Origin of the sequence: Profundibacter sp., assembly GCF_965277155.1 — a bacterium.
In the GTDB taxonomy this organism is placed as follows: domain Bacteria; phylum Pseudomonadota; class Alphaproteobacteria; order Rhodobacterales; family Rhodobacteraceae; genus Profundibacter.
The window spans coordinates 345,607-359,903 of record NZ_CBDIBV010000011.1; the positions used below are offsets into that span (position 1 = coordinate 345,607).

10 protein-coding genes and 1 pseudogene are annotated in these 14,297 nt (G+C 57.4%); 4 read left to right on the forward strand and 7 right to left on the reverse strand.

Features of this window, described 5'->3' with window-relative positions; translation table 11 throughout:
• Window positions 1–7 precede the first annotated feature (7 nt).
• The 3 genes from ACQY4M_RS14320 to ACQY4M_RS14330 all read right to left on the reverse strand — a co-directional run bounded on the left by ACQY4M_RS14320 (window position 8) and on the right by ACQY4M_RS14330 (window position 4,307).
• Window positions 8–844 carry a 4-(cytidine 5'-diphospho)-2-C-methyl-D-erythritol kinase gene (locus ACQY4M_RS14320; RefSeq protein ID WP_428545640.1) on the reverse strand — a complete coding sequence of 279 codons (837 nt, stop codon included), beginning with the start codon at window positions 842–844 and terminating at the stop codon, window positions 8–10.
• Entirely contained in the window at window positions 837–2,471 is a 1,635-nt protein-coding gene (locus tag ACQY4M_RS14325) for a tetratricopeptide repeat protein (protein ID WP_428545414.1), read from the reverse strand. Before ACQY4M_RS14325 ends, ACQY4M_RS14320 begins: the two co-directional genes overlap by 8 nt.
• 183 nt (window positions 2,472–2,654) lie before the next feature.
• Window positions 2,655–4,307: a 4Fe-4S dicluster domain-containing protein gene (locus ACQY4M_RS14330; protein WP_428545417.1), complete on the reverse strand. Its 1,653-nt coding sequence runs from the start codon at window positions 4,305–4,307 to the stop codon at window positions 2,655–2,657.
• Between the two features lie 297 nt (window positions 4,308–4,604).
• Between ACQY4M_RS14330 and greA the strand changes: the two genes are divergently transcribed.
• The 4 genes and pseudogenes from greA to ACQY4M_RS14350 all read left to right on the forward strand — a co-directional run.
• Window positions 4,605–5,075, forward strand: a complete 471-nt coding sequence (greA, locus tag ACQY4M_RS14335) for a transcription elongation factor GreA (RefSeq protein WP_428545420.1) — start codon at window positions 4,605–4,607, stop codon at window positions 5,073–5,075.
• 28 nt (window positions 5,076–5,103) lie between these two features.
• Window positions 5,104–5,925: a hypothetical protein gene (locus ACQY4M_RS14340; RefSeq protein ID WP_428545423.1), complete on the forward strand. Its 822-nt coding sequence runs from the start codon at window positions 5,104–5,106 to the stop codon at window positions 5,923–5,925.
• A gap of 71 nt (window positions 5,926–5,996) precedes the next feature.
• Window positions 5,997–7,247, forward strand: a complete 1,251-nt coding sequence (locus ACQY4M_RS14345) for an IS256 family transposase (protein ID WP_428539230.1) — start codon at window positions 5,997–5,999, stop codon at window positions 7,245–7,247.
• 30 nt (window positions 7,248–7,277) lie between these two features.
• Window positions 7,278–7,514: pseudogene (locus tag ACQY4M_RS14350) on the forward strand (hypothetical protein); the annotation flags it as partial.
• Between the two features lie 186 nt (window positions 7,515–7,700).
• Here the strand turns inward: ACQY4M_RS14350 and ACQY4M_RS14355 are convergent.
• From ACQY4M_RS14355 to ACQY4M_RS14370, 4 genes are all read right to left on the reverse strand, one after another.
• Window positions 7,701–8,384, reverse strand: coding sequence for an SH3 domain-containing protein (locus ACQY4M_RS14355; protein ID WP_428545426.1), 684 nt, complete (start codon window positions 8,382–8,384; stop codon window positions 7,701–7,703).
• Between the two features lie 170 nt (window positions 8,385–8,554).
• Complete coding sequence (gene gltB / locus ACQY4M_RS14360) at window positions 8,555–13,087, reverse strand: glutamate synthase large subunit (protein WP_428545429.1); 4,533 nt, start codon at window positions 13,085–13,087, stop codon at window positions 8,555–8,557.
• On the reverse strand, window positions 13,077–13,799 hold the full coding sequence (locus ACQY4M_RS14365) for a hypothetical protein (protein ID WP_428545432.1): 723 nt from the start codon (window positions 13,797–13,799) through the stop codon (window positions 13,077–13,079). Before ACQY4M_RS14365 ends, gltB begins: the two co-directional genes overlap by 11 nt.
• A complete protein-coding gene (locus ACQY4M_RS14370) occupies window positions 13,796–14,224 on the reverse strand; it encodes a GFA family protein (RefSeq protein ID WP_428545435.1) in 429 nt (142 codons plus the stop codon). The genes ACQY4M_RS14365 and ACQY4M_RS14370 overlap by 4 nt, the downstream gene beginning before the upstream one ends.
• Window positions 14,225–14,297 lie beyond the last annotated feature (73 nt).

Below are 14,297 nucleotides of genomic sequence, written 5' to 3' on the forward strand. Positions count from 1 at the left end.
AAATCTTTCAAAGATTTTTTCTGCCCAGTCGCGTATTTCGAACCCACCAGTCAGGGTGTTGCGCTGAAATTACTTGTGCCGCATCTTTGGCACTTTGTTCATCCCCGAAAAGGGCAAAACAGGTTGCCCCCGACCCCGACATGCGGGTCAACAATTGCCCCTTCAAACGCCGCAACGCCGCCAGAACCTCGGCCACCCTGGGCTGATCCTCTATCGCCGCCCCCTCTAGATCATTGCGTTGATCCGCCAGCCAACCAGCCAGATTCCGTACCGTTTCAAACACCGGTATATCCTCCGGCATCGGCGCATTATCCTTGTATTGCAATCTTTTGAAAACCTCGGGCGTTGATACCCCGACGCGCGGGTTGACCAGAACCGCCCAGACATCAGGCAAGCCATCCACATCCGCCAATTCTTCGCCAATCCCCGACATACGTGCGGAATGGCCCCGCAGGCACACCGGCACATCGGCCCCCAGTGACAATACATCAGCGGGCACACCCACACCACGCAACTGCGCAGCCGCCTGCAAAGCTGCCGCCGCATCCGCCGTGCCGCCGCCTATTCCGGCGGCTGTTGGCAGGTGTTTTTCCAGCGCAAACGCCACATCCTCCACGCCCAAAAACCGTGCGGCTTGCAGTATGGAATTGCTCTCCCCCTCGGGCACTCCGCCTGCCTCGGGGCCAGTCACAGCCAGCGTCAGGCCCCTGCCCTCTGTCGCTGTCACCACATCGCCAACATCGGCAAACACCACCAGACTATCCAGCAGATGATACCCGTCCGCCCGCTGGCCCGTCACATGTAGCGTCAGATTGATCTTGGCCGGGGCAAATGCCCTAATCACCATTGGCCGCAACCGGAATCGGATCTGCACCCTCTTCTTCCAGCACCTTGTCCAGCCCCACTTCCAGCTTGCGCCGGATGCGGGTCACCTCTTTGGGTTCCGGTTCGTAAGACAGCGCACGGCGCCACTGGAACCGCGCCTCAAGCTTGCGACCGACGGCCCACAGCGCATCGCCCAGATGATCGGTGACAATCGGGTCAACCGGTGTCAGTTCTGCCGCGCGTTGCATGTATTTCATCGCATCATCATATTTCCCCAACCGGAACAGCGCCCATCCCAAGGAATCCGTGATGTAGCCATCATTCGGCTGCGCCAGAACCGCGCGCTGGATCATTTTCAGCGCCTCGTCCAGCTTGATATTATGTTCCAGCAGCGAATAGCCCAGATAGTTCAGAACCTGCGGCTGGTTCGGGTTCAGTTCCAGCGCCAGGCGAAAATCGGCCTCGGCCTTGTCCCAGTCATCAATCCTCTCGCGGCTGATGCCACGGGCGTAATACAAAAACCAGTCATCCGGCGTTGGCTTGCCTGACAGTTCAACAGCACGATCATAAGCTGCGGCAGCTTCTTCATAGCGTTTTTGCTGACGATAGGCATCGCCCAGAGCGGAATGGACCGACGGCAGGTTGCCGTGGCTTTTGGTCAGTTGCTGCAACACCTCGAGAGCGGCTTCTTCCTTGCCTGCCTTGCGCATTGATGCGGCACGGCCCTGTTCGGCGGCGAAAAATGACGGGTCATCGCGCGGCACGCGGTTATAGGTATCTGTCGCCAGATCGTAACGTTCCAGCTTTTCCAGCATACCGGCACTTAACAGGATGGCATCAATATGGTCCGGGTTCAGTTGTTCGGCCATGCGGCTGTAAATCAGCGTATAACCATCATCGGTTTCGCCTTTCAGCGCCGATGCCACAGAAAAGAAAACCCCGGCCATGCCTTCATTGGCATTATGCACCATTGAAAACGGCACTTTTTCTCCGGCTTTCAGGGCCTCACGCAACTGTGCAACCCGCGGGTCCGGCTCGTCTCCAAAGACCTTGGATAGAATTTCCAACCCGTCTTCATTCCGGCCCAGTTGGCTCAGAATTTCGACATGTGCCAAAACACCGCCAACGGTAATGCGCACTGGTCCACTAGCATCCCCGGCAAATATTTTCTCTGCTTCTTCAAAATCCCCGATCGAGGCCAGCGCCAGAGCCTTGTGATACAGTCCGAAACTGCGCATCCCCTTGCCTTGGGAAACCTCGTCAAAACCGGCCATCGCCGCCGGCTTGTTGCCTTTGGCGATCTCGGCCCAGGCCGCGATCAAACCGTCAACCAGCGGCCCTACGGTTTCGCCTTTGTCCAGCTTGGCAAGCAATCCGTCATAGTCCTCGGCCTTGGCCAGGGCGACCACCAGAACCATTCGCGAAATCTGGCTGACAATCCCGTCGGATTCCATCTTGCGGGCAACCGGGATCGCACGGCCAAAATCCCCCAGCCCGACAAATGACACCATTGCGTTTTCCAAAAGCGCCGGATTTGAAGGGTCACTTAGCAATGCTTTGGTGTAATATTCCGACCCCGCCTTATAATCGCTCATATAACTTGCATGGCGGGCGGCCAGATAATCACCGGCCGAGGGCTCGGCCATAGCGGAATGCCCCGAGAAAACAGCGGCAAAGCCCAATGTAAGGGCGGCGAATGGAGTGTTTGGCTTAACGGGCACGGCGGGTCATACCTTTGTTGGGGACGTTTGTCCGCTAAAGGTAGTCGCTTGCACCATGCAAATCAATGCGGGGCGCGGAATTCTGCGCCCCGAATTCTGACAAATCCGTTACATATTGGGATAATTCGGCCCATCACCGCCCTGCGGACAGGTCCAGGTGATGTTCTGGCTGGGATCCTTGATGTCGCAGGTTTTACAATGCACACAGTTCTGGAAGTTGATCTGGAAACGCGGCTCTTTGCCTTCTTCCTCGATCACCTCGTACACACCGGCAGGGCAATAGCGTTGCGGCGGTTCGGCGTATTTCGGCAGATTCACCTTGATCGGGATATCCGGGTCAGCCAGTTTCAGGTGGCAGGGTTGATTTTCTTCGTGGTTCGTAAAGGAAAAACTGACGCTGGTCAGACGGTCAAATGACAGTGTGCCATCCGGTTTCGGATAGTCAATCGGTTTGAAATTAGCCGCTTCGCCAGTCGCGGCAGCATCCGATTTCCCGTGCTTCCAGGTGCCCAGCGGGTTCCAGCCGGTCAGATTGGCCACCCACATATCGAACCCGCCCAGCATCAGGGACGGTATCATCCCCAGCTTGGACCAGATCGGTTTCACGTTGCGCACCCGCTTCAGATCCTTGGCAATCGGACCAGACCGCAGATTGTCATTATAGGCGGTCAGCTCGTCGCCCGAACGACCCGCCTTGATCGCTTCATACGCGGCCTCGGCGGCGGCTTTGCCTGACAGCATGGCGTTGTGGTTACCCTTGATCCGCGGCACATTCACCAGCCCTGCGGAACAGCCCAGCAACGCCCCGCCGGGGAAGGAAACCTTGGGGATCGACTGCCAGCCGCCTTCGGTAATGGCGCGGGCACCATAAGCCACCCGTTTCCCGCCTTTCAGCAGTTCCGCCACCATCGGGTGATGTTTGAAACGCTGGAATTCGTTATAGGGCGAGATATAGGGGTTTTTATAGTTCAGATGCACCACAAACCCGATGAAAACCTGATTGTTATCAATATGATAAATGAACGACCCACCACCAGCATTGCGCCCCAGAGGCCAGCCCATCGTATGGGTCACAGTGCCTTCGCGGTGTTTGTCTGGATCGATCTCCCAGATTTCTTTCATACCAAGGCCGAATTTTGCATGGTCGCAATCCGCATCCAGCCCGTATTTGGCGATCACCTGTTTTGACAGACTGCCACGCACGCCCTCGGACAGGAACACATATTTGCCGTTCAGGATCATCCCCGGCTCGTAAGCATCCGACGGGGTGCCATCGGCATTCTTGCCGAATTCACCCGCGACCACGCCCTTGACCTCGCCACCCTCACCAAACACCAGTTCGGAACAGGACATGCCGGGGAAAATTTCAACGCCCAGCGCTTCGGCCTGTTCCGCCATCCAGCGGCAGACATTGGCCATGGAAACGATGTAACAGCCGTGATTGCTTAACAATGGCGGCATTGGCGTGGTGGGGATACGGATTTTGCCCGCTTCGCCCAACATATAGAAGTTGTCCTTCTTCACCGGCACAGTGATCGGCGCACCCTTGTCTTTCCAGTCGGGAATCAGCGCATCCAGCCCGGCCGTATCCAGAACGGCACCGGACAGGATATGCGCGCCCACTTCCGAGCCTTTTTCCAGCACGACAACGTTCAGATCTTCGTCCAGTTGTTTCAGCCGGATCGCCGCCGACAGGCCCGCAGGCCCCGCACCCACGATCACCACATCATAATCCATCGCTTCGCGTTCAATCTCGGCCATGTCAAATCCACCTTTTCTGGCTGCCGCGCAACATTGTTGCGCGCGATCCCGTTAGATAGTTAGGTATCCGAAGCCACCAGTGCGGGTCAATTGAAACACAGCGTTATTCCATAGCATTTGGGCGAAAATCCCGCCTTGCCATCATCATGGGCCATACATATCTATAACTGTGACAATTCTCCGCCAAACACCGGCCCATTCGTGTATTTTCCTTGCAATCGCACCCGTGGTCGGTTTCTTTGCATAAACGGCCATAATTAGCGCCCACATCGGCGCATAAAGCAGCTAAAGAGTAAAATGGAAAAAATACCACTGACCCGCGCGGGCTTTGACGCGCTTGATAAAGAACTGAAAATCCTCAAGTCCGAGGAACGCCCCGCCGTGATCCGCGCGATTGCCGAGGCGCGGGAACATGGCGACCTGTCGGAAAATGCCGAATACCACGCGGCCCGCGAAAAACAGAGCTTTATCGAGGGGCGCGTTAAAGAGCTTGAGGGGATCCTGTCGCTGGCCGATGTGATCGACCCGGCCAGCCTGTCCGGCACGATCAAATTCGGTGCCACCGTCACATTGGTTGACGAGGACACGGACGAAGAAAAAACCTATCAGATCGTTGGTGAACCTGAAGCAAATATCGAAAAGGGAATGCTGAACCTGAAATCCCCGCTGTCCCGCGCCCTGATCGGCAAAGAAGAAGGTGACAGCGTCGAAGTGAAAACGCCGGGTGGTGAAAAAAGCTACGAAATCCTGAATATTGCCTATAAATAGCAATTAACAAGGGGGGCTGTCCGGGCAAATGAACCAGAATACCGATGACAAGCCCATTGATCTGGGCATTTTCAACAGTCGCGGGCGGGGCGGTATTACCTCGGCCGAGATCATAGCCATTGTGCTGTCGGTGCTGTGGATTGCCGGGGTTGTTTTGTTCTTTACCTTTGCCCCTAAAGGCGAGGCAGGCGTCACATTGGATCCTATGGTTTTCGTGATGAAATTTCTGGCGATTTTCCTGCCCATTGCCGTGATCTGGGTTGGTGCACTTGCGGCGCGCTCGGCCCGCGTCATGCGCGAGGAATCATCACGGCTTCAGGCCTCGATCGACGCAATGCGCCATACCTATCTGGAGCAAACCCATGCGGGGTATACAGCTGTCCAGCCTTCGGTCGAAAAGAAACTGGAAGAAATCGCCGCTACTGCCAAACAAACAGAAACAGCGATTGCCACCTTTACCTCGGCCCGTGGCAATCCAGAAGAACAACCATCGGACAAACCCGCCATCCCCAACGGCACGGTGCAAGACGGGGATGAACAAACCAGTCTTGCCCTTGGCACCACCGCCGAAGATATGGCCCCACCTGTCAGCGTGAACGATTTTGTCCGGGCCTTGAATTTCCCGGATGATCCGGACGACCGCGAAGGTTTCGCCGCCCTGCGCCGCGCGCTGAAAGACCGCCATGTCGCCCGTCTGATCCAGTCAGCACAGGACGTGCTGACCCTGTTATCACAGGAGGGCATTTATATGGATGATCTGAAACCGGAACATTCGCGCCCCGAAATCTGGCGCAGTTTTGCACAAGGCGAACGCGGCCGCAGCATTGGAGTAATGCCCGAAAGTTGGTGATGGGGTGATTGGGTGGCATATCATGGCGGTGTTGACGCGCCGCGATTCTCAGAGAGAAAAGGATATGCCACATGGAAGACGATACTATTTTGGAGTTTACCGATCCAGCCGGAATTTCACCTGATCCGCTGACGGATATCTTGCGCAAAGGCGCGCGGGATCTGTTGGCACAGGCGGTCGAGGCCGAGGTTTGTGATCTGATGGCGCAACACGCGCATTTGAGGGATTCGGCCGGTCGCCAGCGCCTTGTTCGCCACGGATACCTGCCGGAGCGCGAGGTGATGACGGGGATCGGCCCTGTCCCGGTGAATGTGCCTCGGGTGCGTGATCGTGGCACGGGGGCGGAGAAGATCAGGTTCACCTCGACGCTTCTGCCGCCGTATCTGCGCCGGGCAAAGTCGGTCGAGGAGTTGTTGCCCTGGCTCTATCTCAAAGGTATTTCCACGGGTGATTTCGGCGAAGCACTGGCGGCCCTTCTGGGGCCTGATGCGGGTGGTTTGACATCGAGCACGATTTCGCGCCTGAAGGCGGAGTGGTGGGCAGAATACGAGCGTTGGAACCGGCGTGACCTGTCGGCCAAACGCTATGTGTATTTCTGGGCCGACGGGGTTTATTTCAAGCCGCGCACGGATGCTGACAAGCAATGCATGCTGGTGATCATCGGCGCGGACGAGTGGGGTAACAAGGATGTTCTGGGCCTCGTGGACGGGTATCGAGAAAGCAGCCAGAGCTGGCGTGAACTGCTGCTGGACTTGCAACGTCGTGGCCTCAGAAAAGCCCCTGATCTGGCCGTTGGTGATGGCGCGCTCGGCTTCTGGAACGCCTTGCGGGAGGTGTTCGGTGAGACCCGGGAGCAGCGCTGCTGGGTGCATAAAACCGGCAACGTCCTGAATGCCATGCCGAAGTCGCTGCAAGCCAAAGCCAAGGGCCATCTACAGGACATCTGGATGGCCGAGAACAAACGGGACGCCGAGGCCGCGTTCAATTTCTTCATCGAAGCCTATGGCGTGAAATACGAGCGTGCCGTGGGGAAGCTGACCAAGGACCGGGACGTGCTGCTGACCTTCTACGACTTCCCTGCCGAGCACTGGAAACACATCCGCACATCCAACCCCATCGAAAGCATATTTGCCACCGTGCGGCACCGAACGAAGAAGACCAAAGGCTGCCTCGGGCGCAAGACCGCCTTGGCAATGACCTTCCGCCTGATGATGTCGGCAAAGAAGAAATGGCGTAAACTCGACGGCGCATTCCGATTGCCGGAAATCATCGAAGGGGTTGAATTTAAGGACGGGATCAAGCAGGAAAAACATGCCGCCTGATTACTGCGTCACCAACTTTTGGGCATAGCTCGCAGCATTGCCCCGCTGGGCGGTGTGCATGACCGTTCCAGCCTTGCACTGACTTCGGGCCGGATGCGGCAGGATCCTATATTCCGTGATGCCGTGCACCATTTTCTGCGACAGTTCGACAAAACCTTTGTCGAATTCGAACCCAACGCCTCGGATCAGGACATCGTCTCCCTGTCCAACACCCGCACCGCGCGGGCCTTTATGCTGCTGGGGCGTGTAACGGGAACGTTCGATTAAAGCACTTCGGATTTTCTTTGAAACAGGACTTCAGCTTGATCCTCGAGGCAACGTTTGCAACAACAAACGCATTTCAAGGATCAAGGTGATCCAGAGATTAAGTTGAAATCACCTATATTCTGCCGACTTAAAAACCAAAGCCCCTGCCAAAGGGCAGGGGCTTTCCTTATTCAAAACGTTTACCTGTTACGGTGTAACAACGCGGTGGCTGGGACCGTCACGGTTTTCACGGCGCACCTGTTCGCGGCGCGAGCCCGTGACGCATACAACGTCACCGGAATAGGCCTCGCGCCAGACATATCCGACTTTGCAGGTGTTCGGACCATAAGGTCCGGTCGGATTAACCCTTGATCCTGCAATCGAGTTCTCACGCGCCGCTTTCGAACGCCGATCCGGCCGTACACACACATGATCGCCAGGAATAGCATCGCGCCAGACATATCCGGATTTGCAGGTATCCGGTCCATAAGGCAATTCCGGCTCTGCTGGTGCTGGGTCGGATGAACGGCCTGCTATCACACCGCCAATAATGGCGCCAATAATCGCCGCTGCGGCGGCGTCATCTGAACTGCTGTGCCCTGTGCCACCACTGGCCTCGCTGCGCCCTTCAACAGCAATCAGATACCGCCCACTGACCCAGCCATCCGGCCCCGGATGCTGGATGTGGCACCAGTTTCCGCGACATTCGGTAATTTCAACCGTTTCGCCACCGTACAGCGCATCCACCTTGCCATAGCTGACCCCCGGTCCCGAGCGCACGTTCACCGCCGATTTGGCCGTGGCCTCAACTGCCAACACCGCCGATGCTGAAATTGCCAGGCCAACTGTGGCCGCGATAACCCCTGAAACAACTTTTGATAAATTTGACATGGTAATTCTCCAAAATGTGGCGCGTTCCGCCAAGTAAATTGCGTCTGCCCCTAGAACACGCCCAATTGTGAAGCCTCACAAGTCATGGATTCCTTACCCAACGTCAAAGCCCACCTTTGCACTATGGAAAAGGTGGGCTTTGACGTTGATTTACAATAGGTTACGTTAGATCAAGCTGTCTCCTGACTTTCCTCCACCTCTAATGGATGTGGCAAGTTATTCAGCATTTCTTTCGGACAAACCTGCACAAACCGTCCCAGCGACTTATCCCAGTGATGCAGAATATCACGCGCCTTGTGACTGCCGGTTTCCGCCAAATGGCGCTCGATCAATCCCTTCAGTTCGGCCTCCCAATGGGGCACCGTCACCGGACAAGTCACCAGCGTTTCGCGGTTCATCAGCTCTTGCGCCAAGCCGTCTGGATCATAGACATAGGCCATGCCACCGGTCATGCCCGCGCCAAAGTTCGCGCCGATCCGGCCCAGAACAACGGCCACACCGCCGGTCATATATTCGCAGCCACAAGTGCCGCAGCCCTCGACCACCACCTTGGCGCCCGAGTTGCGCACGGCAAACCGTTCGCCCGCGCGTCCGGCAGCAAACAGATAGCCATCAGTCGCGCCGTACAGCACCGTGTTGCCGATAATAGCATTGTCCGATGCCACCAGCGGGCTGATCATTGGCGGACGCACCACAATCGTGCCGCCCGACAGACCCTTGCCGACATAATCATTCGCATCCCCCGCCACTTCCAGCTTTAGCCCAGGTGCCGCGAAGGCCCCAAGCGACTGACCGGCAGACCCGGTCAGCTTCACTGTCAGGTGATCCGGTTGCAGCGAATTGCGCATGCCGAAGTTGCGCACGATATGGCTGGATGTCCGCGTGCCAATGGTGCGCTGGGTATTCTGCACCGCATATTGCAGCTGCATCTTTTCGCCATCATTCAGGAACCGCGCGGCATCCTTGACGATCTCGGCATCCAGTGTATCGGGCACCTCGTTGCGCGGTTTGTAGCGGTCATATTTGATGCCCTGCCCCGCATCCACCGCAATCAGCAGCGGGTTCAGGTCCAGATCATCCAGATGGGCCGAGCCACGGCTGACCTGCGACAACAGATCGGCCCGTCCGATCACCTCGTCCAGCGACCGCGCGCCGATCGACGCCAGAATTTCCCGCACTTCCTGCGCATAGAAGGTAATCAGGTTCACCACCTTATCCGCCGTGCCGGTGAACTTGGCCCGCAGGCGTTCATCCTGTGTACAGACGCCAACGGGGCAGGTGTTACTCTGACATTGACGCACCATGATGCAACCCATCGAAATCAGCGCAGCAGTGCCGATGCCGTATTCCTCGGCCCCCATCATCGCCGCCATCACAATGTCGCGGCCTGTGCGAAGGCCCCCGTCAGTGCGCAATGTCACCCGTTCGCGCAGGTTGTTCATTGCCAACACCTGATGTGCCTCGGTCAGGCCCATTTCCCACGGAAGGCCAGCATATTTGATGCTGGTCGCGGGGCTGGCACCGGTGCCGCCATTATGTCCGGAAATCAGGATCACATCGGCCTTGGCCTTGACCACGCCGGCAGCAATCGTGCCAACACCGGAACTGGCCACCAGTTTCACCGTCACCTTGGCGCGCGGATTGATCTGTTTCAGGTCGTAAATCAACTGTGCCAAATCCTCGATGCTGTAAATATCGTGGTGCGGCGGCGGGGAAATCAGCGTGACACCTTTGGTCGAAAGACGAAGGCGTGCAATCAGATCGGTAACCTTCATGCCCGGCAATTGCCCACCCTCACCGGGTTTCGCACCCTGTGCCACCTTGATCTCCAGTTCCTCACACTGGTTCAGATATTCCGCTGTCACACCAAACCGGCCCGAGGCCACCTGCTTGATCTTTGCCGACGGATTATCGCCATTGGGTTCCGGCACGAAATGCGCCGGATCCTCGCCGCCCTCGCCGCTGTCGGATTTCGCGCCGATCCGGTTCATCGCCACATTCAACAGCTTGTGTGCCTCGGGGCTAAGCGCGCCCAGCGACATGCCCGGCGTGACGAACCGCTTGCGGATCGCGGTAATGCTCTCGACCTCTTCGATCGGGATGGCGTTGCCCAGCGGTTTGAAATCCATCAGATCACGCAGGTTGATCGGTGGATTGGCTTGCATCGCCTTGGAATAGCGCATCCATAATTCGAACGACGCCTTGTCACAAGCCGACTGCATCAGATGCATATTGTTGGCCGTCCACGCATGGGTTTCCCCCGTGCGACGCGCCTTGTAGAAACCGCCAATCGGCAGCACATCCTGCCCGCCGCGCCAACCCAGCGCGTGCACCTTGCCCAGCTTGCGCTGGATGCCGTGCAGACCGATGCCGGAAATGCGGCTGGTCATGCCGGGGAAATATTCGGCCACCATCGCGCGCGACAGGCCCACAGCCTCGAAGTTCAACCCGCCGCGATAGGACGAAATCACGCTGATCCCCATCTTGGCCATGATTTTCAGCAACCCCGCGTCAATTGCCGCCCGATACCGCGCAACAGCCTCGGTCAGGGTGCAGTCCAGCAGGCCCCGCTCGATCCGGTCGGCCAGCGAATCCTCGGCCAGATAGGCGTTGACCACGATCGCGCCACAGCCAATCAGCACGGCGAAATAATGCGGATCAATACATTCGGCCGAGCGCACGTTGATCGAACAGAAAGTGCGCAAGCCCTTGCGCGTCAACCACGAATGCACGGCACTGGTTGCCAAAATCATCGGCATCGGCACGCGGTCCTCGTTCTGCTCTTCATCCGTCAGAACGATATGGCCGGAACCGGAACGCACCGCATCCTCGGCCTCGCTTCTGATCCGCGTCAGGGCTTCTTGCAAAGCACCTTCGCCCGCGTCCGCATCATAGGAACAGTCAATCGCCACCACGGAATCGCCCAGATGCTCCAGCAGTTTGGCAAATTGCGCATTGCCCACAAAGGGGCTTTCCAGCACCAGAATTTCGGTCTGGCTGCTGCTTTCATCCAGCACGTTCTTCAGGTTGCCGAAACGGGTTTTCAGGCTCATCACCCGATATTCGCGCAAGCTGTCGATCGGCGGGTTTGTCACCTGCGAAAAATTCTGCCGGAAGAAATGGCTTAGCGGGCGATAGCGTTCGGACAACACAGCCGAGGGCGTGTCATCCCCCATGCTGGCCAGAACCTCTTTGCCATCCTCGGCCATCGGCGCCAGAATCTGCTCCAGCTCCTCGACCGAATAGCCCGCCGCGATCTGGCGTTTGCGCAGTTCGCTGCCCGTAAAAATCGACGCCTCGGAGATCCCGTCCAGCGTATCTTCCAGATCGACAATCTTGCCAACCCAATCCCCAAACGGCTGGCTGGCCGCCAGCATATCCTTCAGTTCGCGGTCCTTGAACAGTTTGCCTTCCTTCATATCAACAGCAATCATCTGCCCCGGCCCCAGCGCGCCCTTGCGCACCACGGTGGCTTCATCCGTTGGCACCATTCCGGCCTCGGACCCCGCCATCAACAGACCATCGCCCGTCACCACATAACGCATGGGCCGCAATCCGTTGCGATCCAGTCCCGCGCAAACCCAGCGCCCGTCGGTCATCGCCAGCGCAGCGGGGCCGTCCCACGGCTCCATCACCGAGTTGCAGTAGGAATACATATCGCGCCACGGTTCGGGCAGTTCCACCGCCCGCTTGCTCCAGCTTTCGGGCACCATCATGGTTTTCGCCATCGGCGCGTTGCGTCCGGCCCGCACCAGCACCTCGAACACCGAATCCAGTGCCGCACTGTCGCTGGACCCGCCTGAAATGATCGGCTTGATATCCTCGGCCAGTTCGCCGAACGCCGACGATGCCATGCGTATTTCATGGCTTTTCATCCAGTTCACATTGCCCTTCAGCGTGTTGATCTCGCCGTTATGGGCCAACATGCGGAACGGCTGGGCCAACCACCATTGCGGGAAGGTGTTGGTGGAATAGCGCTGGTGATACAGCGCAAAGGCGCTTTCGAACCGCGCGTCCATCAGATCGGGGTAAAACTCGGCCACCTGCTCGGCCAGCATCATACCTTTGTAAATCACCGACCGGCACGACAGCGAACACAAATACAGCCCGCTGATATGTGCCTCGACCGCCGCCTTTTCGATCCGGCGGCGGATTACATACAGCTCGCGCTCGAACGTGTCCTCGTCCACACCCTTGCAATTCGAGATCAAAATCTGCTCGATTTCAGGGCGGGTGGCGTTGGCCTTTTCGCCCAGACAGCCCACATTCACCGGCACCTGACGCCAGCCGTAAATGTGATAGCCCATGCGCAAAACCTCGGTTTCCACGATGGTCCGGCAATGTTCCTGTGCGCCGAAATCCTCGCGGGGCAGGAATACCTGACCCACGGCCACCAATTCATCCATCCGCGGCTTGTGGCCTGTGCGCTCGATCTGATCATAGAAAAACTTGACCGGAATCTGCACATGTATTCCGGCCCCGTCGCCGGTCTTACCATCGGCATCCACAGCCCCGCGATGCCAGACGGCCTTGAGCGCGGCAATGCCGTTTTCCACCACCTTGCGGCTTGCCTTGCCGTCCACCGACACAACCAGCCCAACCCCGCAGGACGAATGTTCCTCGGCCTCGGAATACATACCGTTTTCAGCCAGCCATTCGCGCTGGTCCTGTTGTTCCCTGGCCCAGTTCACATCATAGTTCATCGTGTCTCTCCTTTTCGGTGGCCAAAGGCACTTGCAGCCCCGACATCATCTCGTCACACCCGAATTCCGGCTTGTCCGCCAGAAATCCGGGTTCGCCCGGCTCGCTGAACAGCATCGGCTTTTCGTCATAGTGATAGGTTTCGCCGCCAACCTCTTCGGTTTCGCGGCCCTGAAAAAACAAACGGAATTTCGGGCTGACATACTGATTGCCATAGGTGCGGGATATTTGCCCGTCCAACCCGCTTTCCACTGTAAACTCGAATTCCGTTACCAGCAAATCCTCGCCATCAATTCGCACCTTTGTACCGGTCAGCTTGTCATAGCCGGTGATGTGTTCGGTCGCTATAGGCTTGCTGTCGCGCAGCACGGATTGCTCGAAATCAAAATCATCCCGCCCTTTTTCAAACAGCTCTGTCATAGAATTGGGGTCGGCCTCGGGCTGACGCAATGTCCGCTTATAATCGCTGGGCAAGGGCGAATTTTCCAACCAGCGGAATTCCCGATCCAGATGCTGTAAATAGCTGGGTCCATCAGCATCAATCGTCAGCGCCCAGTGGTTCCCGTCAGGTTCGCCTTCACAGGTCCAGTGATGTTCTACCTTGCAACTGCTCATCTGCACCGTCAGATAGGCGGTGCAACCCTTGGGCGGGGTGAAGCTGCCGGCGGTAGCGGTGAAAGGGATAGCCGCAAATATCGCAATCACCCACTTCATTCCGCCACCCCGAACAATGCCAAGGTTGCCGCCGTATCCAGCTGCTCCCGCTCTCCTTCAAACGCTACGCAATCGGGTTTTGTGTCCGTAAAAATCTCGCGGGTCATGGTCAGGTCGGATGTATCATCCAGCAGACCAATCGGCATGTGGTAGGTGCCGGAATGTGGCCCCTCGGCCGTCACCTGATACCACAGGCCGGACCCGCATTTTCCGCACCACGCCCGTTCGGCCCAGTCCGAGGATTGATAGCGATTGATGTTTTCCTTGCCTTCAAAGCGGATCGTATCCGCCGGAACCGCCAGTCCCAACAGCGCCGATCCCGCCCAGCGTTGACACATCTTGCAATGACAGGTTCCGAATTGCGGATTCAGATCGCGGATCGTGAAACGCACGGCACCGCATAGGCATTGTCCTGTTCTGTCCATCTCATCCTCCAATATCCGTCAGCCCTGCTGACCCGTCATCATTTTCGATCCTGACGTTATGCCATACGCAAAC

Excerpts from the sequence above, each read along its gene's own strand:
- ACQY4M_RS14325 (WP_428545414.1), bottom strand. The coding sequence starts at position 2,471 with ATGGCCGAGCCCTCGGCCGGTGATTATCTGGCCGCCCGCCATGCAAGT.
- ACQY4M_RS14330 (WP_428545417.1), bottom strand. The coding sequence starts at position 4,307 with ATGGCCGAGATTGAACGCGAAGCGATGGATTATGATGTGGTGATCGTG.
- greA (WP_428545420.1), top strand. The coding sequence starts at position 4,605 with ATGGAAAAAATACCACTGACCCGCGCGGGCTTTGACGCGCTTGATAAA.
- ACQY4M_RS14340 (WP_428545423.1), top strand. The coding sequence starts at position 5,104 with ATGAACCAGAATACCGATGACAAGCCCATTGATCTGGGCATTTTCAAC.
- ACQY4M_RS14345 (WP_428539230.1), top strand. The coding sequence starts at position 5,997 with ATGGAAGACGATACTATTTTGGAGTTTACCGATCCAGCCGGAATTTCA.
- ACQY4M_RS14355 (WP_428545426.1), bottom strand. The coding sequence starts at position 8,384 with ATGTCAAATTTATCAAAAGTTGTTTCAGGGGTTATCGCGGCCACAGTT.
- gltB (WP_428545429.1), bottom strand. The coding sequence starts at position 13,087 with ATGAACTATGATGTGAACTGGGCCAGGGAACAACAGGACCAGCGCGAA.
- ACQY4M_RS14365 (WP_428545432.1), bottom strand. The coding sequence starts at position 13,799 with ATGAAGTGGGTGATTGCGATATTTGCGGCTATCCCTTTCACCGCTACC.
- ACQY4M_RS14370 (WP_428545435.1), bottom strand. The coding sequence starts at position 14,224 with ATGGACAGAACAGGACAATGCCTATGCGGTGCCGTGCGTTTCACGATC.